This window comes from Gallibacterium genomosp. 2 (assembly GCF_000771895.1).
GTDB lineage: Bacteria > Pseudomonadota > Gammaproteobacteria > Enterobacterales > Pasteurellaceae > Gallibacterium.
Window position 1 is genome coordinate 100,191 of the sequence record NZ_JPXY01000024.1, and the last position, 21,302, is coordinate 121,492.

Genomic DNA, 21,302 nt, shown 5'->3' on the forward strand with positions numbered 1-21,302 from the left:
TTCTTCCTCAATCCAAAACAACCAAGCCAGGCAAAGTTGCAAAACATTGATTTTTCACTGTTTCATAAAAATCATCAATATAAGCAACATTCCTATCTTCCGTACGAATTGCCGCATATAAATTACTATATAAACCCTGTTCAGTAATTTTTCTCGCCACAACATACCCTTTTTCTAAATAAGGCAATACAGCCCAATAAGGCAATGCAGCGATACCTCGTTTACTAGCAACCAATTGTATCATTGCAATAGTTAACTCCGTAGTCCGCCTGATCGGATTTATTCCTACCGGTTTCAGCACCTTACGCAACAAATCCAACATATCATCCGGCACCGGATAGGTAATCAACGTTTGATCGACAAAATCTTGTGCTTGCCAAACCTCTTTACTTGCCAGTTCGTGATCTCTCGCACAAATCCCTACCATTTCATAAGCAAACAAAGGACGATGGATCACTTCACTGTTTTCTTCCATTTCCGATACCACTGCCCAATCGGCACGATTGGTTAACAATAATCCCACCGGATCGGTCTGGAAACCGGAAACAATATCCAATTCAACCAAGCCCCAATGTTGTCGAAACTGATCCATTGCCGGCATTAACCAATCAAAACAGGTATGACACTCTACTGCAATGCGTAACTCCCCTGCTTCCCCCTGTTTAACCCGCGCTAAATCACGCTCCGCAATAACCACTTTCGGCAGCACCTCATTTGCCAACTGAATCAAACGCTCTCCGGCGGCAGTAAAGCGAATAGGCGATGTTTTCCGTTCAAATAAAGGTAAGCCGAACTGCTCTTCCATTAGCTTTAATTGATGAGAAAGTGCCGATTGCGTTAAATAAATGCGTTTCGCTGCTGAAGACACACTGCCGGTCTCCTTTAATGCCAATAACGTTTTTAAATGTCGTAATTCTAAAAAGGTAGGTTTCATCTTTATTAATTTAATTCATCTTAAATATGAAAATTATGAGCTTTCATCATACAGAATTTTTCGTTATTCTGCATCACATAAAGACGTTTAGACGTCTATTCAGATCAATTTTAATATAAAAATATAAGGAGATGCATTATGACAACATTTCACCTTTTAGGTTTTCCGCGCGTTGGCGCAAAGCGTGAACTAAAATTCGCTCAAGAACGTTATTGGCGACAAGAGTTATCTGAACAGGATTTATTAACCGTTGCAAAATTATTAAGAGAAAAAAATTGGCAACACCAAGCCGCCGCCAATGCGGATTATGTGGCAGTGGCAGATTTCACTTTTTATGATCATATTTTAGATCTGCAAGTGGCAACAGGGGCAATTCCTGCGCGTTTTGGTTTCGACAGCCAAAACTTAACCCTTGACCAATATTTCCAACTGGCGCGTGGGAATAAAGATCAATTCGCCATTGAGATGACAAAATGGTTCGACACCAACTATCACTACCTTGTGCCAGAATTTCACAAAAATACCGAATTTAAAGCCAATCCAGCCCATTATGTGCAACAAATTCGCGAAGCCAAAGCACTCAGTTTGAACGTTAAACCAACCATTGTTGGGCCATTAACGTTCTTACATTTAGGGAAAGAAAAAGGCGAAGCCTTTAACCGCTTTGAGTTATTAAACAAACTTGTGCCTGTTTATGTGGAAATTCTCAATGCGTTAGCGACAGAAGGCGTGGAATGGATTCAAATTGATGAACCTGCTTTAGCGGTGGATTTAGCCCCTGAGTGGGTTGAGGCTTACAAAGCGGTGTATGCCACATTAAGCGAAAAAGTAAATGCAAAATTATTACTTGCGACCTATTTTGGCTCAGTAGCACAACACGCGGAATTGCTAAAAGCCTTACCTGTGGACGGTTTGCACATTGACTTAGTACGCGCCCCTGAACAGCTCGCCGCTTTTGCGGATTATGACAAGGTGCTTTCCGCTGGTGTGATTGACGGGCGTAACGTATGGCGTGCCAACCTCAATCAAGTGTTAGATGTGCTTGAACCGTTAAAAGCCAAATTGGGCGAGCGTTTATGGATTGCCCCAAGTTGCTCTTTATTGCATACCCCTTATGATCTTTCTGTGGAAGTGCAACTCAAAGAGAACAAACCTGAGCTTTACAACTGGTTGGCGTTCACGCTTCAAAAAGTGCAAGAATTGTCCGTCATTAAGACCGCACTTGAACAAGGGCGTGCTGCCGTGCAAGCAGAGCTTGATGCAAGCCAAGCAGCGGCTGATTCGCGTGCCAACAGCAAAGAAATTCATCGCCCTGAAGTGGCTGCACGTTTAGCTAACTTGCCAGAAGGTGCGGATCAACGCAAATCGCCATTTGCTGAGCGTATCGCCAAACAAAATGCGTGGTTAAATTTACCGTTATTACCAACCACAAATATCGGCTCATTCCCGCAAACCAGCGAAATCCGCCAAGCTCGTGCCCAATTCAAAAAAGGTACACTGAGCCTTGAAGATTACGAAGCGGCGATGAAAAAAGAAATTGAGTTGGTGGTGCGTGAGCAAGAAAAACTCGACCTTGATGTCCTCGTTCACGGTGAAGCGGAACGTAACGATATGGTGGAATACTTCGGGGAATTATTAGACGGTTTCGCCTTCACCAAATTCGGCTGGGTGCAAAGCTACGGTTCACGTTGCGTGAAGCCACCAATTATTTACGGTGATGTGGTACGCCCTGAGCCAATGACAGTACGCTGGTCGCAATACGCTCAAAGCCTCACCAACAAAGTGATGAAAGGAATGCTCACTGGTCCTGTTACGATTTTGCAATGGTCTTTCGTGCGTAACGATATTCCGCGTGCGACCGTGTGTAAGCAAATCGGCGTGGCATTGTCTGATGAAGTGTTAGATTTAGAAAAAGCAGGCATTAAAGTCATTCAAATTGACGAACCAGCGATCCGCGAAGGCTTACCGCTCAAACGTGCGGATTGGGACGCGTATCTACAATGGGCAGGCGAAGCGTTCCGTTTAAGCTCAATGGGCGTGCAAGATGATACGCAAATTCACACCCATATGTGTTATTCCGAATTTAACGACATCTTGCCAGCCATCGCGGCACTGGATGCAGACGTGATCACCATTGAAACTTCACGTTCGGATATGGAATTGTTAAACGCATTCGCTGATTTCAAATATCCAAACGACATCGGTCCAGGCGTGTACGACATTCACAGCCCACGCGTACCAAAACCAGAGGAAATTGAACATCTGTTACGCAAAGCCTTGAAAGTGGTACCAAAAGAGCGTTTATGGGTGAACCCGGACTGCGGCTTAAAAACCCGCGGCTGGACCGAAACCGTACAGCAATTGGAAGTAATGGTTGAAGTGACCAAAAAATTACGTGCGGAATTAAATTAATATATAGAATAGATAAGGTGCGGTTTCTATCCGCCCTTTTCATTATGAACAGAATAAATCCTCATTTACAGTCAAATTAAACAACATTTGCATTTTCCTCGACAAACGGCAATATCGGTTCTCATCACCGTTTTTAACACATTGCATCAATGCTCGTCTTCCCTAAAGTTTCAATATTTGCAAATTCAACAGCAACAAAAAACTTCCCGTTATAAATGATATGAAACAAAGATTTGTAATGATTATTTAAAATATTCTAGGAATTGAATTTTGATTTGGTTAGACTAACGCGCACAAATGAAAATTTTTTAGGAAAAATTATGGATAATGGTAACAAGGTCGAATTATTGGTCAATGTTACCCCGAACGAAACAAGGATTGCCCTGGTTGCAGAGGGAATTTTGCGTGAAGTGCATATTGAACGGGAAACAAAACGGGGAATTGTTGGCAATATATATAAGGGTCGGGTAACACGAGTTTTGCCCGGAATGCAATCTGCTTTCGTTGATATCGGTTTGGAAAAAGCGGCTTTTTTACACGCTTCCGATATCGTGTCGCACACTGAATGTGTCGATGAAAATGAACAAAAGCAGTTTGTGGTTAAAAACATTGCGGAATTGGTACGTGAAGGACAAGATATTATCGTTCAGGTAGTTAAAGATCCGTTGGGAACAAAAGGTGCAAGATTAACCACAGATATTACACTTCCCTCCCGTTATTTGGTCTTTATGCCAGAAAACAGCCACGTCGGCGTATCACAACGCATTGAAAGTGAAGAAGAACGCGCTCGTTTAAAAGAGTTGGTTACACCATTTTGCGATGAGTTGGGCGGTTTTATCATCCGTACCGCTGCAGAAAATGTTTCTCTGGAAGAGCTTAAACAGGATGAAGATTTTCTAAAGCGTTTGTGGCGTAAAGTGTTGGAACGCAAGGTGCGCTCTACTGCACCGGCAATGCTTTATACCGAACCAGCATTAGCACAACGCATTATTCGTGATTTTGTTGGGATGACAATTGATAGTATCCGTATTGATTCAAAATTAGTATTCCTTGAAGTCAAAGAATTTATTGAAGAATTCTTGCCTCATCTTACCCATACACTCTCCGTCTACACCGGTCCACAACCGTTATTTGATCTTTATAACGTTGAAGACAGCATCCAAAAGGCATTGAATAAACGGGTTAATCTCAAGTCCGGCGGTTACCTGATTATTGAGCAGACCGAAGCAATGACCACGATTGATATTAATACCGGTGGTTTTGTCGGTCATCGTAATCTGGAAGAAACCATTTTTAATACCAACATTGAAGCGACACAAGCGATTGCTCAACAACTGCAATTACGTAATCTCGGCGGCATTATTATCATCGATTTTATTGATATGCAGCTGGCGGAACATCAAGAGCGGGTATTACAGTCTTTACGTGATGCCTTAGCGAAAGATCGCGTAAAAACAACGGTTAATGGTTTTACGCAATTAGGTTTGGTGGAAATGACGCGTAAAAGAACACGGGAAAGTTTGGAACACGTTTTATGTGAAGAATGCCCAAACTGCCACGGACGCGGTCACGTAAAAAGTGTTGAAACGATTTGCTATGAAATTGCGCGTGAAATTATTCGTGTTCATCATCTCTACTCAAGCGAACAATTCTTGGTTTATGCCTCTCGGGCAGTAGCGGAACATTTAATTAATGAAGAAACACACGCCCTGCTTGCCGAAGTGGAAGTCTTCATTGGTAAGAAAGTACAAATCAAAATGGAACCTTACTATACACAAGAACAGTTTGATGTTGTTGTGATGTAATAATGTTCAAATTTGTAGAACGACGCATCACTCATTACGCAGTGAATTGCCCTATTTTGGGAGAGGTTAAACCTCTTCCAAATTCAATATGCTCTGCCGTCGTGAACGGCGTGATTTCAACCATTTAGGAGAAACATAATGAGGCAGTTTTATCTATTCCGCCACGCACAAAGCCAATCCAATGTTGGCGGAATGCCTCTACCCGATCGAGAAATCCCTCTTACTGAACTCGGCCAACAACAGGCTTTAAACCGTTGCCAACAGTGGCACATTCAACCTTCTGCACTATACTGTTCCCAATTTTTACGTACCCAACAAACAGCACAACCTTTTGTACAAAAATATCAGTTACCGCTGCAACAGCTCTCTTGCTTAAACGAATTGAGTTATCTCGATTTTGCAATGATTCAATCGCTTACCACAGCCCAACGCCAACAACTTGCCGCGCAATATTGGCTCACTGCCGAACCGGAAGATAAACAAGCTGCACAATGCGACAGTTTTCTTGATTTTAGTCGGAGAATTGATGATTTTTGCCGACAAATTACGACTTTTCCTGATAATAGTCTATTTTTTACGCACGGTATCTGGTTAGCACAACTATCGTGGAAAATTCTCGGTTATGATGTGAATAATAATCGAGATATGCAACGTTTCCGACAATTTACTCACGCTTTGGCAATTCCTAATACAGCCGCCTTTGTATTAACTGTTGATCATCACTGTTTACAGCTACAATATCTGGCAGATTATGCTGTTCTTGGTGTATAAACATTGTTATTTACAGAATGAACGGCATATAATGCTTACCATTTTTTAGAGCAATTTTTTACACATTAATCATAATATGAAGATATTAGACCAAGTAGCAGATTCTTTATTAACACCCAATCAACTTTCCATAGCACAACTGCCAACGATTTTTGATATTTTTTCCGATCGCCAAATCGATTTTGCCGATCTGTTCTTTCAGACTTCAATGGATGAAGTTTGGACGTTGGAAGACGGCATTATCAAAGAGGGCGGATTTCATATCGATCAAGGTGTCGGCGTGCGTGCCATCAGTGCAGAAAAAACCGGTTTTGCCTATTCGGATGTGATCAATTTGAACGCCTTGCACAATTGTGCTTCTGCCGCAAAAGGCATTGCTCAGCATAAATCGCCCGTTACTGCCATTTTTCCACAACAAGGTTTCAACGCGGTCGATCCAATTTTACGTTATGCCGCAATAAACCCTTTGGATACGCTATCGCGCGAGCAAAAAATTGCTCTGTTGCATTTGGTTGATAACAGCGCGCGTGCGGAAGATCCACGAATCACTCGCGTATCCGTCACGCTTTCCACCTTATATGAAGAGGTGCTTATTGCCGCCACCGATGGCACTCTGGCTGCGGATATTCGTCCATTAATTCGTTTATCCATTTCCGTTTTAGCCGAACAGGACGGTCGCCGTGAACGTGGTAGCACCGGCGTGGGCGGTCGTCGCGCATTAACTTGGTTTTTTGAAGATTATCAAGGTGAACAACGTGCCGTTTATTTTGCAAAACAAGCCGTTCGTCAAGCGTTGGTCAATCTGAATGCTATTGCTGCGCCTGCCGGAATGATGCCGGTGGTGTTGGGTGCCGGCTGGCCGGGAGTTTTATTGCACGAAGCAGTCGGACACGGTTTAGAAGGCGATTTTAATCGTAAAAAATCATCATTGTTCAGCGGCAAAATCGGTGAATTAGTCACTTCTCCGCTCTGCACCATTGTTGATGACGGCACCTTACCGGATCGCCGCGGTTCACTCACGATTGATGATGAGGGTGTACTGGGACAATACAATGTTTTGATTAAAGACGGCGTTTTACAAGGTTATATGCAAGATAAATTGAATGCGCGTTTAATGGGAATGAAACCAACCGGCAATGCCCGCCGCGAATCTTATGCCCATTTACCGATGCCACGTATGACCAACACCTATATGCTACCGGGCGAACACCAATTTGATGATTTGATTCAATCTGTCGATTATGGCGTTTACGCACCACACTTCGGTGGCGGTCAAGTCGACATCACTTCCGGCAAATTTGTGTTTTCCACTTCAGAAGCCTATTTAATCGAAAAAGGGAAAATCACCAAACCGATTAAAGGCGCAACCCTCATCGGCAGTGGAATTGAAGTAATGCAGAATGTATCAATGGTAGCGAATGAATTGGAGATTGATCACGGCATCGGCGTTTGCGGCAAACAGGGACAAAGCGTACCGGTCGGCGTTGGTCAACCGGCATTGAAAATCGAAAAAATTACTGTCGGCGGCACCAATTAATGAATTATTATGCAATTTAATTGATTAAATATTCAATTAAGCGTATTCTGAGTTCATTCTATTTTCAGAAAACAGATTGAGGCGAAAATGATGCAACAACAAATTAGACGTAGCGATTTTAATTATGTGATGGTTCAGAACTATACTCCGGCAAATTTTATTCCGGTTAAAGGGAAAGGAAGTCGCGTTTGGGATCAACAAGGCAAAGAATATATTGATTTAACCGGCGGCATTGCCGTTAATGCGTTGGGTCACTGCCCTGATGAACTTATTGAAGTATTACAACAACAAGGTTCAACTTTGTGGCATTCCAGCAACTGGTTTACCAGTGAACCGACCCTCGCTTTGGCAAAATCTTTAGTTGCCAAAACATTTGCCGAACGGGTTATGTTTGTTAATTCCGGCGCAGAAGCCAATGAGGCAGCGTTGAAACTGGCACGTCGTTATGCAGTAGATCATTTTGGTTATCAAAAAAGCAAGATAATTTCTTTTAAACAGAGTTTTCACGGTCGTACTCTGTTTACCGTTAGCGTAGGCGGCCAAGCAAAATATTCTGATGGTTTCGGCCCTAAACCGGCAGATATCATCCACGTTCCTTATAACGATTTGGAAGCGGTAAAAGCAGTGATTGACGATCACACTTGCGCTGTCATTCTTGAGCCGATTCAAGGCGAAAGTGGCGTTATTCCTGCCGATAAAGCCTTTTTACAAGGATTGCGTGAATTGTGTGATCAATATCAAGCACTTTTGATTTTTGATGAAGTGCAAACCGGTGTCGGTCGTACCGGATACCTTTACGCTTATATGCAATCCGGCGTTGTGCCAGATATTTTAACCAGTGCCAAAGCATTGGCAAACGGCTTCCCGATTGGCGCAATGTTGACCACAGACAGAATCGCTGCCAGCTTTAAACCGGGCGTACACGGCACCACATTCGGCGGAAATCCATTAGCCTGTGCCATTGGTAACAAAGTTATCGAAATTATCGGTAATCTGCACTTTTTGCAAAAAGTGCAGGAAAAGGGAGAATTTATCAAACAACAGTTGGCAAAATTAAACCAACAAACACCGATTTTTAAACAGATTCGTGGCGAAGGCTTATTAATCGGTGCAGAATTGGTTGAACAGTATCACGGAAAAGCAATGGATATTTGTCATCTTGCCAATCAATTCGGTCTAATGTTGTTGGTTGCCGGTCCGAATGTCGTGCGTTTTGCACCGGCGCTGAATATCTCTCAGGCTGAATTGGATGAAGGCTTGGCACGTTTTGCTAAAACCTTGACAGAATTCACAAAATAGTTATTGTGAGCTAGTCAAAGCGCAGCAAATGTGATAGCTTTTCAACGTTTTTATTACACAGGAGTAATCAATAAATCACTATGAGTGACGAGCATTCGACAAATTCAAACGAAAGCAATGCCAAAAAAGGGTTCTTTCAATCTTTATTAAATAACTTTTTTCCGGCTGATCCTAAAAATAGGGAAGAACTGGTGGAAGCTATTCGTGATTCAGAACAAAATGAGGTCATCAATCAAGAGACACGACAAATGATTGAAGGCGTCATTGAAATTTCTGAATTACGGGTACGAGATATTATGATTCCTCGTTCGCAAATTGTCTTTATCAATGCACAACAGAGTTTGTCTGAATGTCTTGATGTGATTATTGAATCCGCTCACTCACGTTTTCCGGTGATTGCCGATGAGCGCGATAATGTGATTGGTCTTTTGCTGGCAAAAGACTTATTGAAATATTTGCGTCCGGATGCACAACCTTTTTCAGTACACGAAGTGCTGCGTCCGGCAGTGATCATTCCGGAAAGTAAACGCGTCGATAGAATGTTAAAAGAGTTCCGATCCGAGCGTTTTCATATGGCGATTGTTGTTGATGAATTCGGTTCAATTTCCGGCTTGGTCACTATTGAAGACATTTTGGAACAAATTGTCGGTGATATTGAAGATGAGTTTGATGAAGAAGACGTTGAAGATATCCGCCAACTTTCAAAACATATCTATGCAGTGCAAGCCTTGACCGATATTGAAGATTTTAACCAATATTTCGGCACCGGTTTTACCGGCGAAGAGGTGGATACGATCGGCGGTGTCATTATGCAGGCGTTCGGTTATCTACCGACAAGAGGTGAAAGCATTACACTGGATAATATTGAATTCAAAGTGACTTCCGCTGATAGCCGCCGCATTATTCAATTACGCGTTATTATTCCTGATGAGCAATTGGAAAAAATGCAGCAGGATAATCAGGAAAATAGCAACATATAGCATATTCATTAAACGTTAAATGGCAGACTACTTTTATAGTCTGCCATTATTTATTCTGAAGTTAATAAAATAAGATTAAAATATTGAGATTATTATAATGCCAAAATATCTATATCCTCTTCTTGCCGTTTTTTCCGGCATTATCGGTGTTTTTGCTTACGCCCCTTTTAATTATAGCGGGTTGGCTTTTATTTCTATTTTTTTGCTATTAGCCGTTATTAAATATGCGCCTTCGACTAAATCAGCATTAATATCCTCTTTTTTATGGGGAATGAGTTATTTTAGCTTCGGTTTAAATTGGATTAATATCAGTTTAGATCAATTTGGCGGTTTATCCACTGCCGCAGCTTATAGTTTAGTAGTCGTTTTAGCTGCATATTTATCCCTATTTCCGTTATTATTTAGTTGGCTCATCCGAAAATTAGCGGTACAACAAGCTATTATTGTTGCTATTCTTTGGACTTTTACCGAATTTCTACGAGGTTGGTTATTTACCGGTTTTCCTTGGTTACAATTCGGTTATACACAAATTGATACGCTGTTTGCCGGCATTGCGCCTTTCTTCGGTGTTCAGGGAATCACGTTCGTCATAGTCTGGTTATCTGCGCTCGGACTCAATATTATTCACAGCCTAAGCAACAAAAATGATCGCCATTTATTATTAGCGACATCACAAACTTTTCTAGCCATTATTTTAGTAGTCATCAGTTATTACGGTAATAAAATTACGTTTATTAAACAAGATCCGCAACAGAAACCCCTTACAATCACGTTGGTTCAAGGAAATATTGAACAGCAAAACAAATGGAATCCGGATTATATTTATCAATCACTCGATATTTATCAGAATCTGATTATGCCTCATTTAGGGAAAAGCGATATTATTATTTTGCCTGAATCTGTATTGCCGTTATTAGAAAATCAGCTCACTCCTTATATTGAAATGTTGTCACGTTTATCGCAACAATCTAATAGTGCTATTTTATTAGGCACTATTTATCAAGCAAGCAACAACGAACATTTATATAATTCATTAATCGCATTAACGCCGCAACAACCTTATGATATTAATCATACATCACGTTATTTAAAACACCATCTTGTGCCTTTCGGTGAATATATTCCTCTGCCATTTATTGAAAATATCATTAATATTCCTTTTTCCAGTATGTCTGCCGGTGGATTACAACAACCGCCACTACAAATAAAACAGGCAAATTTCACTAACGCAATTTGTTATGAAATTATTTTTGACAGTGAAGTACAAAAAAGTCTGCAACAAAATACCGATTTTCTGTTAACCGTTTCCAATGATGCTTGGTTTGGTACTTCAATCGGTCCGTGGCAACATTTCCAAATGGCAAGAATGCGTGCATTGGAATTAGGGAAACCGTTAATTCGCAGCACTAATACCGGCGTGACGGCATTTATCGATCCATTCGGTAAAGTCATCAAACAAGCGCCGCAATTCACAGCGACCACACTGACGACAGAAATGTATAAAGTCAGTGGCAAAACGCCATTTGCTGCATTTGGCAATACGCCGCTTTATCTCTTATCCATTATCTTATTTACGCTACATTTATTAGGCGGTTTATTAAGAAAAATACTATTGAAGAAAATGTTGCCGAATCAATAAGTTAATTTGAAATTAAGCTATCAATACCAAACTTATTTGCTGCTTTAAGCAAATTAAACAAACAAAAAACCGGTAATCTCTCGAATACCGGTTTTTACTATTTATGATACAGACGACTAAAAACTAGCCTAAAATTTCACGTAATGCTTTTCCAATATCGGCAAGGCTACGAACAGTTCTTACACCGGCTGCTTCTAATGCCGCATATTTTTCATCCGCTGTACCTTTACCGCCACTAATAATCGCACCGGCGTGTCCCATACGTTTGCCTTTCGGTGCAGTAACCCCAGCAATATAAGAAACAACAGGTTTAGTAACGTTTTGTTTAATATAAGCAGCAGCTTCTTCTTCCGCAGAACCACCAATTTCACCGATCATTACAATCGCTTTGGTTTCAGGATCAGCTTGGAATAATTTAAGAATATCAATGAAGCTTGAACCCGGAATAGGATCACCGCCAATACCAACACAAGTTGATTGCCCATAACCTTCATCTGTAGTTTGTTTTACTGCTTCATAGGTTAATGTACCTGAACGTGAAACAATACCGATACTACCTTTTTTGTGAATATGTGCCGGCATAATACCGATTTTGCATTCATCCGGAGTAATCACACCCGGGCAGTTTGGTCCGATCATTCGTACACCGGTTTGATTTAATTTCTGTTTAACCACCAACATATCTTCGGTTGGGATACCTTCAGTGATACAGACGATTAATTGAATGCCGGCATCAATCGCTTCCAAAATCGCATCTTTACAACCAGGTGCAGGTACGTAAATTACACTTGCTGTTGCACCAGTCGCTTCAACCGCTTCACGAACGGTATTGAATACAGGCAAACCTAAATGCGTGGTGCCGCCTTTATTCGGTGAAACGCCACCAACAAGTTGGGTACCATAAGCTAATGCTTGTTCTGAATGGAATGTTCCTTGACCACCGGTAAAACCTTGGCAAATCACTTTTGTATTTTTATCAATTAAAATAGACATTATTTATCCTCCGCTGCTTTAACCACTAACTGTGCTGCTTCTGTTAATGAGTTGGCAGCTGTAATTTTAAGTCCGCTGTTGGCTAGAATTTCGCGTCCCAATTCAGCGTTATTACCTTCCAAACGCACAACTACTGGCACGTTAATTCCGACTTCTTTCACTGCATCAATAATACCGTTGGCAATTAAATCACAACGTACAATTCCACCAAAAATGTTGACTAATACCGCTTTTACATTCTTATCGGAAAGAATAATCTTGAATGCAGTAGCGACACGTTCTTTAGTCGCGCCACCACCAACATCAAGGAAGTTTGCTGGGTTACCACCGTGCAATTTAACGATATCCATTGTACCCATTGCCAAGCCGGCACCATTCACCATACAACCGATGTTACCGTCAAGTGCAACATAGTTAAGTTGTGATTCTTCCGCTTCAGCTTCACGTGGATCTTCTTGACTTAAATCACGCATTGCCAATAAATCCGGATGACGATATAACGCATTACCGTCAATCACCACTTTGGCATCAAGACAGTGCAATTTACCGTTTTTCAAAATCACAAGCGGGTTGATTTCAAGTAGAGAGGCATCTTTTTCAACGAACAATTTAGTTAATTGGCAGAACATTTGAGTAAATTGTTTGGTTTGTTCCGGATTTAAACCAAGTTTAAATGCCAATTCACGACCTTGATAAGGCATACCGCCGATCAAGGCATCAACATACACTTTATGTAATAAATGTGGGGTTTTTGCCGCAACTTCTTCAATGTTTACACCACCTTCAGTTGAAGCCATAAAGACAACGGATTGTGATGAACGGTCAATAACCATACCGACATAAAGTTCTTTTTCAAGATCTGATGCTTCTTCCACATAAATTGTGTTGACCGGCTGTCCATTCGCATCAGTTTGGAAAGTCACTAAACGTTTACCTAACCATTTGTTAAAAAATTCAGTTAATTGTTCTTCTGTCTGAACCAATTTAACACCACCGGCTTTACCACGTCCACCGGCGTGAACCTGACATTTGACCACCCATTCTTTACCGCCCAATGTTTTCATTGCCTGCAAACCTTCTTCGACAGTTTGACAAGCAATACCTCTGCTCACTGGTAATTTATATTCAGCAAAAATCTGCTTACTTTGGTATTCATGTAAATTCATGATTTCTCCTATTTAGTATGTGCCTACCTTTACGGTAGGCATTGATTAAAGGTGATGGTTATTAAGTTTAGATTTCCAATAAAATACGTGTCGGATCTTCTAACAATTCTTTGATTGTAACTAAGAAACCAACAGATTCTCTGCCGTCTACCAAACGGTGGTCATAAGAGAGCGCCAAATACATCATTGGGCGAATTTCCACCTGACCGTTAACCGCTACCGGACGATCTTTAATCGCGTGCATACCAAGAATTGCACTTTGCGGCGGATTAATAATCGGCGTAGACATTAATGAGCCGAACACACCGCCATTGGTAATAGTGAAGTTACCGCCGGTTAAATCTTCAACGGTTAATTTGCCGTCACGACCTTTTTCAGCAAGTGATTTAATTTGTTTTTCAATTTCAGCCATACTGAGTTGATCACAATCGCGTAATACCGGAGTGACTAAGCCACGTGGGGTTGATACGGCAATGCTGATATCGAAATAGTTGTGGTAAACAATATCATCGCCATCAAGAGAAGCATTGATTTCCGGATAACGTTTCAAAGCTTCAACAACGGCTTTAACATAGAATGACATAAAGCCTAAACGAACACCGTGTTTTTTCTCGAACTGTTCGCCATACTGTTTACGCAATTTTTTAATTGGTGTCATATCCAATTCATTGAAAGTCGTCAACATTGCAGTGCTGTTTTTCGCTTCTAATAGGCGTTCTGCAATACGTTTACGTAAACGGGTCATCGGAACACGTTTTTCACTGCGTGCCGCTAATACCGGAGTCGGTTCAGCCGCTGCAGCTGCCGGTGCTTTAGATGCGGAAGCTAAATAAGCTTCAACATCTTCACGAGTTAAACGTCCGCCAACACCGGAACCTTTAATCTTGCTCGGGTCAAGATCATTTTCAGCCAATAGACGACGAACTGCCGGACTCAATGCATCATTTGTGCTTTCCGGCTCAATTGCCGCTTGTTGACGATCTGATGGTGTCGGTTCAGTTTTATTTACGCTGGCATTTGTTTCTTCGCCTTCTTTAACCGCGCGTAATTTACCTAACAATTGTTTACTGACAACTGTTGCACCTTCTTCTTCCACAATAGCATCCAACACACCATCAATAGGTGCCGGCACTTCCAAAACCACTTTATCGGTTTCAATTTCAACAAGGACTTCATCACGTTTAACGAATTCACCTGCTTTTTTATGCCAAGTTGCTACGGTCGCATCCGCTACAGATTCCGGTAAATCAGGAACAACAATTTCTTCAATATTACTCATTTATATAACCCTCTACTTTAGTTAGATTCTTTAGTTTCAATAGTTAATGCGTCATCAATCAATGCTTTTTGTTGTTTGATATGTAATGACATATAACCGACTGCCGGTGATGCAGATGCCGGACGACCTGCATAACGTAATTTTGCTCCTTCCGGTATAGAAGCATAGAAATTATGTTGGCTACAATACCACGCACCTTGGTTTTGCGGTTCTTCTTGACACCAAACAAAATCAGTAACGTGTTGATAAGCCGATAGAATTTCTTTGATCTCTTCGTGTGGATATGGATAAAGCTGTTCAATACGAACAATAGCAACATCCTTAATTTCACGTTTACGTCTTTCTTCCAACAGATCGTAATAGACCTTACCGGAACAAAGCACCACACGTTTCACCTGTTTTGCATCAATCGGATCAATTTCACCAATCGCATTCTTAAATGAACCGTCATACAACTCTTTCATTTCAGACACTGCCAATGGATGACGGAGCAAAGATTTCGGTGTAATCACGATCAATGGACGGCGTACCTTACGCAATAATTGACGTCTTAACATATGGTAAACCTGTGCCGGTGTTGACGGTACGCAAACTTGGATATTATCTTGCGCACAAAGTTGTAGGTAGCGTTCCAAACGTGCAGATGAGTGTTCAGGGCCCTGACCTTCATAACCGTGAGGTAAAAGCATTACCAAACCGCACATTCTGCCCCATTTTTGTTCGCCGGAGCTGATAAATTGGTCAATGACGACTTGCGCCACATTGGCGAAATCCCCGAATTGTGCTTCCCACAAGGTTAATGTTCTCGGTGTGGTAGTAGCAAAACCGTATTCAAATGCAAGTACAGACTCTTCTGATAATACGGAATCCCATACCTCAAACTCCCCTTGTTTATTATGGAGATGCTGTAACGGCGTATAAGTGGTGCCATTTTGTTGATTATGCAACACGGCGTGACGATGGAAGAAAGTACCACGTCCTGCATCTTCACCGGATAAACGGATATGATTGCCGTCATCCAATAAAGTGGCATATGCCATTGTTTCTGCCATTCCCCAGTCAAACGGTTTTTCACCACGCGCCATTGCTTGGCGGTCATTGTAAATTTTCGCAACACGACTTTGTAGCACGTGATCTTCCGGATATTCACTGATCTTATGTGCCAAAGCTTTAAAACGCTCTTCCGGGAATTTGCTTTCGTAAGGAGAAGTCCAACTGTGATTTAAGTAAGGCAACCAGTCGATCTTATTCATATCGATTGGCGTATATTCCGCAACAACACACTCACCTTGGTCTAATTTATCGCGATAATCGTTCGCCAAAGCGGTTGCTTCTTCATCGCTGATAATCTGTTGTTGTACTAAATAATCGGCATACACTTTGCGCGGTGTCGGATGACCTTTAATTTTCTTATACATCAACGGTTGAGTGGCAGAAGGTTCGTCCGCTTCGTTGTGTCCGTGACGACGATAAGAGATTAAATCAATGAAAATATCACGTTTGAATTTAGCACGGTATTCCACCGCAATGCGTCCGGCAAAGGCTACCGCTTCCGGATCATCACCATTTACGTGGATAATCGGTGCCTGAATCATCTTAGCAATATCAGTACAATATTCTGTAGAACGTGTATCGTGCGGATTGGAAGTGGTAAAACCGATTTGGTTATTAATCACGATACGAATAGTACCGCCGACAGTATAACCACGCGTTGCCGACATATTTAATGTTTCCTGCACAATACCTTGTCCGGCTACGGCTGAGTCACCGTGTACGGTTACCGCCAACACATTTTGACGCTCGGTATCGTGGCTACGATTTTGTCTTGCACGCACGGAACCAATAACAACCGGGCTGACAATTTCCAAGTGAGAAGGGTTAAATGCTAATGCTAAGTGAACAAGACCGTGTTCGGTCATAAAATTAGAAGAGAAACCTTGGTGATATTTCACATCACCGGTACGATCAGTGAAGTGTTTTCCGGCGAATTCATCAAACAACTCACTTGGTTTTTTACCTAGCACATTCACCAGCATATTCAAACGTCCGCGGTGCGCCATTCCCATCACCACATCTTTTACCCCCTGTTTGCTGGCGTGACGGATAATCTCTTTCATTAAAGGAATAAAGGCATCACTACCTTCCAATGAGAAACGTTTTGCACCCGGGAATTTTGCGCCTAAATAACGCTCCAAGCCGTCTGCTGCGGTTAACTCTTTTAAGAAAGTCAACTGCTCTTCTTTACTGAACAACGGTTTATTCAAAACCGATTCAATTTTTTCTTGTAACCAACGACGAATATCAATATCGGTAATATGCATAAATTCAATCCCGATATGACCACAATAAGTTTCTTTTAAAGCTTTGTCGATTTCACGCAACGTCATACTTTCACGTTGGTAAACATAATGTCCAATATTAAAGCGTTCATCCAACTCTTCGTCTGAAAAACCGTGATAATAGTAATCCAATTCATCAATCGCCGGTCTGTTCCACATCTTTAATGGGTCAAGATCAGCATTAAGGTGGCCTCTAAAACGATATGCATTAATCCATTGTAATAAACGCACCTGCTTCGCACCTGCTTCCGGATCAATAACGGTTTGCTGATTGCGACGGCCTTCACTGGCCAATTTACGGAAATAATTTTTTACCGGTGCGTGAGGTTGGTCGTTAGCCGTTTTCCATTGTTGGAAAATCTGTTGCCACTCCTCGGCTACACTGTTTGGATCAGTTAGGTAAGATTCATAGAGATCTTCAATATAAGATTGATTCGCACCACCAAAAGCTGTGGAAGCAAGCCATTCTTTCATTGTATTGTTAGATTGCATTGATAAGTCCTTCATTTTTTACTTATAGTTGAACTACAACTTCACTATTTTATTGAGTAAATCATTTTGATACACCCATTAAAATAGCTAGATGATTCACTCTAAAGTGGAGTATGCTTATTATTATGCATTAAAAAATTTTTTTCTGTGACATTTGTTACATTTTTAACAAAAAAAAAACAAAAAATTGCAAAAATTTTTTGATCTACCTCTAATTTTGAAAAAAAAGTGAGGGCAAGCAAAAAATAATGATGTTATATTGTATAACAACTTATTAACATACAGTTAAACAAACCCACAATATCATGCTGACGTTTTTCTAAAAAAGACAAGAAGGAGGAATTTATGTCAGAACTTACTGCAAAACTAACTATCAGTGATGGAAGAGAATATGATTTGAATGTACATCACGCTGAGTTAGGTTATGATGCGGTTGATGTGCAATCATTAACTTCACAAAAACTATTTACCTTTGACCCGGGTTTAATGTCGACCGCAACTTGTAAGTCATCCATCACCTATATCGATGGTGATAAAGGTGTGTTATTACACCGCGGTTATCCAATCGATCAACTTGCAGAAAATGCTGATTATCTTGAAGTCGCCTATTTATTACTTTTCGGCGAACGTCCAACCTTAGAACAATACAAAGAATTCACTCAATTAGTAAAAAGACACACTCTTGTACACGAACAGTTAAGTCGTTTCTTCAACGGTTTCCGTCGTGACTCTCACCCTATGGCGGTAATGTGCGGTGTTAGTGGTGCATTAGCTGCGTTCTACCACGATTCTATCGATGTGAAAGATGCCCAAAACCGTGAATTGACTGCAATTCGTTTATTGGCAAAAATGCCGACACTTGCCGCAATGTGTTATAAATATTCTATCGGTCAACCATTTATGTTCCCGCAAAATCATCTATCTTATGCGGGTAATTTCCTTTATATGATGTTCGCTACACCTTGTGAACCATATGTTGTCAATCCGGTTCTTGAAAAAGCAATGGATCGTATCTTTATCCTCCACGCTGACCACGAACAAAACGCTTCAACTTCAACAGTACGTACTGCCGCTTCTTCCGGTGCAAACCCATTCGCTTGTATCGCTGCCGGTATCGCCTCTTTATGGGGGCCTGCTCACGGTGGCGCCAACGAAGCCTGCATCAATATGTTGGAAGAAATCGGTACTGTTGATCGTATTCCTGAATTTATCGCGCGTGCAAAAGATAAAAACGATCCGTTCCGTTTAATGGGCTTTGGTCACCGTGTTTATAAAAACTACGACCCTCGAGCTAAAGTAATGCGTCAAACCTGCCACGAAGTATTGCAGGAATTGAAGATTAATAATCCATTATTTGATGTAGCGATGGAATTGGAACGTATCGCACTTAACGATCCGTACTTCATTGAAAAGAATCTTTATCCGAACGTTGACTTCTATTCCGGTATCATCTTAAAAGCAATCGGTATCCCAACCTCAATGTTTACCGTAATGTTTGCTTTAGGTCGTACCGTTGGTTGGATCGCCCACTGGAAAGAAATGTACAATCAAGGCAACTTCAAAATTGTACGTCCTCGCCAAATTTATACCGGCCACAAACAACGTGATTTTGAGCCAATGGATAAAAAATAATTTCCTCCGACATTGACTTTCCTTTTTCCCACATTTTTAGCAATAAAAATGTGGGATTTTTTAACACAGAAATCCGCAACCAATCTGCATTGGCACTAACTATTTCCTAATAAATCTTGTCTAAACTTACACGAAGAAAATCTTGACTTTGATCACAAAAAAAATAGAATGAACGAACGTTCATTCACACCCCAAATAGGAGAGAAAAACCGCAATGACAGCAGAAAATGAAATGCTTCAGCAGATCTTTCGTGCAACAGAAAAGTTGATTGCCCAATATGGTGTACACCAACTCTCTATGCAAAAAATCGCTAAAGAAGCAGGAATTGCTGCCGGCACTATATATATCTATTTCAAAAGCAAAGAAGAATTATTGCAACGTCTTGCCTTTGATCTTTTCCAACGCTTCCAAACTTGTGTTAATAAAGGAATTAATCCGGATTTACCACTATTTCAACAATATCGTCAAATGTGGTGGAATTTATGGCACTGGTTGCACGCTAATCCTCAAGTCATTTTAACAATGAATCAATATCGCGCTCTACCAGATTTTTACAATATTATCGAAGAGTGCTTGAATATTACGGATGATGCTTGGCATTGTTTAACCGAAAAAGGAAAACAAAGCGGTGAAATTTCCGATCTACATCCAGATATTTTGTTCAGTTTGAGCTTAGAAAGTGCAATCAATATGGCAGAAAAAGATCTTCATTTACGGATGAAAAGTAATGCACAGGATCTGGAAAAGATTATTCAACATAGCTGGAATGCTATCTTACCTCTTTCTTAAATATGATTTATTTTTTAGTACGGAGAAATTTAAATGACTGAAAATCAGGCTGTAAAGCCTCGTCTTTCAAAACGCTTTGTTGTAAAAATCGTTTTGTTAGTCACACTGTTGATATTTGCGTTAGTCATTGCTGCGCATTTTATTAAAAAAGTAAAAACTAACGAATTTTTAAACAATATGCCACCTAGCATTATTCCAATTACGGCAATAAAAATCGAACCACAAGACTGGATACCAGTGATTAACAGCACAGCGTTAGTGCGTCCAAATCAAGGTGCGATGCTAAGCTCCCAAGGTACTGGGACAGTAACAAGTGTTAATATCCAATCCGGTCAGCACGTGAAAAAGGGGCAAGTATTAGTTGAATTGGATAACTCTGTTGAAAAAGCCAATTTACTTGCTGCCGAAGCAAAACTTCCAGCTGCTAAATTGACTTACAATCGCTATCTTGCTTTGATGAAAACCAACAGCATTTCAAAAACAGAATTGGACAATGCAAAAGCAACCTACGAGAATTTGATTGCTACTATCAACGGCTTAAAAGCAACAATTGAACGCCGTCAAATTGTTGCTCCTTTTGATGGTGAAGCCGGTATCGTCAAAGTGAATGTCGGAGAGTATGTTACTGCTGGTACTGAAATTGTACGAGTTGAAGATCGTAGCAAAATGAAAGTCAATTTTGGCATTTCACAAGACGAACTCAGTCAATTACACCTACAACAGCAGGTAAAAGCAGTTAGCGATGTTTATCCTGATGAAACTTTCCCAGCAGTGATCACCGCAATCGAACCTGCTATTAACAAATCCACTGGATTAGTCGAGGTGGAAGCGACTTTTGAAGGGCAAACCAAATTAATTTCCGGTATGTTCGTTCATCTTAAAGTAGAACGTCAAACCGAAACCAATCAAGTGGTCGTGCCTCAAGTTGCCATCAGCTACAATATGTATGGTGAAACCGCTTATATCCTCGTTCCGCTTACAGAAGAAGATAAAGCGAAACTCGGTAACCAACCACTAGATAATGTCTATAAAGCACAACAAATCACAGTGCAAACCAAAGACCGTCGCAGTGTTCACGCCCAATTAGCAGCAAACCCTGCACTCAAAGCCGGCACCTATATCATTACCGGTGGGTTGCAAAATGTCAGCGGCGGCAGTTATGTCAGAATGGTTGATAAACCGGTGATTGGTGCTACTGAACCAGAAACAAAAACTAATCTTTAAGTATTAGCAA

Annotated in this window: 15 protein-coding genes; 10 read left to right on the plus strand and 5 right to left on the minus strand. The window is 41.0% G+C overall.

What is annotated here, in order from left to right:
- Nucleotides 1-7: 7 nt before the first annotated feature.
- On the minus strand, nucleotides 8-934 hold the full coding sequence (locus P375_RS05925) for a LysR family transcriptional regulator (protein WP_039135447.1): 927 nt from the start codon (nucleotides 932-934) through the stop codon (nucleotides 8-10).
- 138 nt (nucleotides 935-1,072) lie between these two features.
- On the opposite strand from P375_RS05925, the gene metE reads away from it, so the two are divergent.
- From metE to lnt, 7 genes are all read left to right on the plus strand, one after another.
- The gene (metE, locus tag P375_RS05930) at nucleotides 1,073-3,346 is read left to right on the plus strand and encodes a 5-methyltetrahydropteroyltriglutamate--homocysteine S-methyltransferase (protein ID WP_039135449.1); all 2,274 of its coding nucleotides are present in this window, start codon (nucleotides 1,073-1,075) and stop codon (nucleotides 3,344-3,346) included.
- 320 nt (nucleotides 3,347-3,666) lie between these two features.
- The gene (rng, locus tag P375_RS05935) at nucleotides 3,667-5,151 is read left to right on the plus strand and encodes a ribonuclease G (RefSeq protein WP_039135452.1); all 1,485 of its coding nucleotides are present in this window, start codon (nucleotides 3,667-3,669) and stop codon (nucleotides 5,149-5,151) included.
- A gap of 138 nt (nucleotides 5,152-5,289) precedes the next feature.
- Complete coding sequence (locus P375_RS05940; RefSeq protein WP_039095448.1) at nucleotides 5,290-5,922, plus strand: histidine phosphatase family protein; 633 nt, start codon at nucleotides 5,290-5,292, stop codon at nucleotides 5,920-5,922.
- 76 nt (nucleotides 5,923-5,998) lie between these two features.
- On the plus strand, nucleotides 5,999-7,459 hold the full coding sequence (tldD, locus tag P375_RS05945; protein ID WP_080742349.1) for a metalloprotease TldD: 1,461 nt from the start codon (nucleotides 5,999-6,001) through the stop codon (nucleotides 7,457-7,459).
- A 90-nt stretch (nucleotides 7,460-7,549) separates the two neighbouring features.
- A complete protein-coding gene (locus tag P375_RS05950) occupies nucleotides 7,550-8,758 on the plus strand; it encodes an aspartate aminotransferase family protein (RefSeq protein ID WP_013745213.1) in 1,209 nt (402 codons plus the stop codon).
- An 80-nt stretch (nucleotides 8,759-8,838) separates the two neighbouring features.
- Nucleotides 8,839-9,738 (plus strand): CNNM family magnesium/cobalt transport protein CorC, encoded by a 900-nt coding sequence (gene corC / locus P375_RS05955; RefSeq protein WP_013745214.1) that lies wholly within the window; start codon nucleotides 8,839-8,841, stop codon nucleotides 9,736-9,738.
- 97 nt (nucleotides 9,739-9,835) lie between these two features.
- On the plus strand, nucleotides 9,836-11,377 hold the full coding sequence (gene lnt / locus P375_RS05960; RefSeq protein ID WP_039135455.1) for an apolipoprotein N-acyltransferase: 1,542 nt from the start codon (nucleotides 9,836-9,838) through the stop codon (nucleotides 11,375-11,377).
- 123 nt (nucleotides 11,378-11,500) lie between these two features.
- Here the strand turns inward: lnt and sucD are convergent, their stop codons facing one another.
- The 4 genes from sucD to sucA all read right to left on the minus strand — a co-directional run bounded on the left by sucD (nucleotide 11,501) and on the right by sucA (nucleotide 17,646).
- Nucleotides 11,501-12,370 (minus strand): succinate--CoA ligase subunit alpha, encoded by an 870-nt coding sequence (gene sucD, locus P375_RS05965; RefSeq protein WP_013745216.1) that lies wholly within the window; start codon nucleotides 12,368-12,370, stop codon nucleotides 11,501-11,503.
- A complete protein-coding gene (sucC, locus tag P375_RS05970; RefSeq protein WP_018347271.1) occupies nucleotides 12,370-13,536 on the minus strand; it encodes an ADP-forming succinate--CoA ligase subunit beta in 1,167 nt (388 codons plus the stop codon). The genes sucD and sucC overlap by 1 nt, the downstream gene beginning before the upstream one ends.
- 67 nt (nucleotides 13,537-13,603) lie before the next feature.
- Entirely contained in the window at nucleotides 13,604-14,815 is a 1,212-nt protein-coding gene (gene odhB / locus P375_RS05975) for a 2-oxoglutarate dehydrogenase complex dihydrolipoyllysine-residue succinyltransferase (RefSeq protein ID WP_039135458.1), read from the minus strand.
- Nucleotides 14,816-14,832: 17 nt separating this feature from the next.
- A complete protein-coding gene (sucA, locus tag P375_RS05980) occupies nucleotides 14,833-17,646 on the minus strand; it encodes a 2-oxoglutarate dehydrogenase E1 component (RefSeq protein ID WP_039135461.1) in 2,814 nt (937 codons plus the stop codon).
- Between the two features lie 345 nt (nucleotides 17,647-17,991).
- Between sucA and P375_RS05985 the strand changes: the two genes are divergently transcribed.
- The 3 genes from P375_RS05985 to P375_RS05995 all read left to right on the plus strand — a co-directional run bounded on the left by P375_RS05985 (nucleotide 17,992) and on the right by P375_RS05995 (nucleotide 21,292).
- A complete protein-coding gene (locus tag P375_RS05985; RefSeq protein WP_018347268.1) occupies nucleotides 17,992-19,278 on the plus strand; it encodes a citrate synthase in 1,287 nt (428 codons plus the stop codon).
- 214 nt (nucleotides 19,279-19,492) lie between these two features.
- Entirely contained in the window at nucleotides 19,493-20,068 is a 576-nt protein-coding gene (locus P375_RS05990) for a TetR/AcrR family transcriptional regulator (protein ID WP_039089696.1), read from the plus strand.
- Nucleotides 20,069-20,101: 33 nt separating this feature from the next.
- Complete coding sequence (locus tag P375_RS05995; protein ID WP_039135464.1) at nucleotides 20,102-21,292, plus strand: efflux RND transporter periplasmic adaptor subunit; 1,191 nt, start codon at nucleotides 20,102-20,104, stop codon at nucleotides 21,290-21,292.
- Nucleotides 21,293-21,302 lie beyond the last annotated feature (10 nt).

Excerpts from the sequence above, each read along its gene's own strand:
- odhB (WP_039135458.1), bottom strand. The coding sequence starts at position 14,815 with ATGAGTAATATTGAAGAAATTGTTGTTCCTGATTTACCGGAATCTGTA.
- metE (WP_039135449.1), top strand. The coding sequence starts at position 1,073 with ATGACAACATTTCACCTTTTAGGTTTTCCGCGCGTTGGCGCAAAGCGT.
- sucC (WP_018347271.1), bottom strand. The coding sequence starts at position 13,536 with ATGAATTTACATGAATACCAAAGTAAGCAGATTTTTGCTGAATATAAA.
- lnt (WP_039135455.1), top strand. The coding sequence starts at position 9,836 with ATGCCAAAATATCTATATCCTCTTCTTGCCGTTTTTTCCGGCATTATC.
- tldD (WP_080742349.1), top strand. The coding sequence starts at position 5,999 with ATGAAGATATTAGACCAAGTAGCAGATTCTTTATTAACACCCAATCAA.
- P375_RS05940 (WP_039095448.1), top strand. The coding sequence starts at position 5,290 with ATGAGGCAGTTTTATCTATTCCGCCACGCACAAAGCCAATCCAATGTT.
- sucA (WP_039135461.1), bottom strand. The coding sequence starts at position 17,646 with ATGCAATCTAACAATACAATGAAAGAATGGCTTGCTTCCACAGCTTTT.
- P375_RS05950 (WP_013745213.1), top strand. The coding sequence starts at position 7,550 with ATGCAACAACAAATTAGACGTAGCGATTTTAATTATGTGATGGTTCAG.
- sucD (WP_013745216.1), bottom strand. The coding sequence starts at position 12,370 with ATGTCTATTTTAATTGATAAAAATACAAAAGTGATTTGCCAAGGTTTT.
- rng (WP_039135452.1), top strand. The coding sequence starts at position 3,667 with ATGGATAATGGTAACAAGGTCGAATTATTGGTCAATGTTACCCCGAAC.
- P375_RS05985 (WP_018347268.1), top strand. The coding sequence starts at position 17,992 with ATGTCAGAACTTACTGCAAAACTAACTATCAGTGATGGAAGAGAATAT.
- P375_RS05925 (WP_039135447.1), bottom strand. The coding sequence starts at position 934 with ATGAAACCTACCTTTTTAGAATTACGACATTTAAAAACGTTATTGGCA.
- P375_RS05990 (WP_039089696.1), top strand. The coding sequence starts at position 19,493 with ATGACAGCAGAAAATGAAATGCTTCAGCAGATCTTTCGTGCAACAGAA.
- corC (WP_013745214.1), top strand. The coding sequence starts at position 8,839 with ATGAGTGACGAGCATTCGACAAATTCAAACGAAAGCAATGCCAAAAAA.
- P375_RS05995 (WP_039135464.1), top strand. The coding sequence starts at position 20,102 with ATGACTGAAAATCAGGCTGTAAAGCCTCGTCTTTCAAAACGCTTTGTT.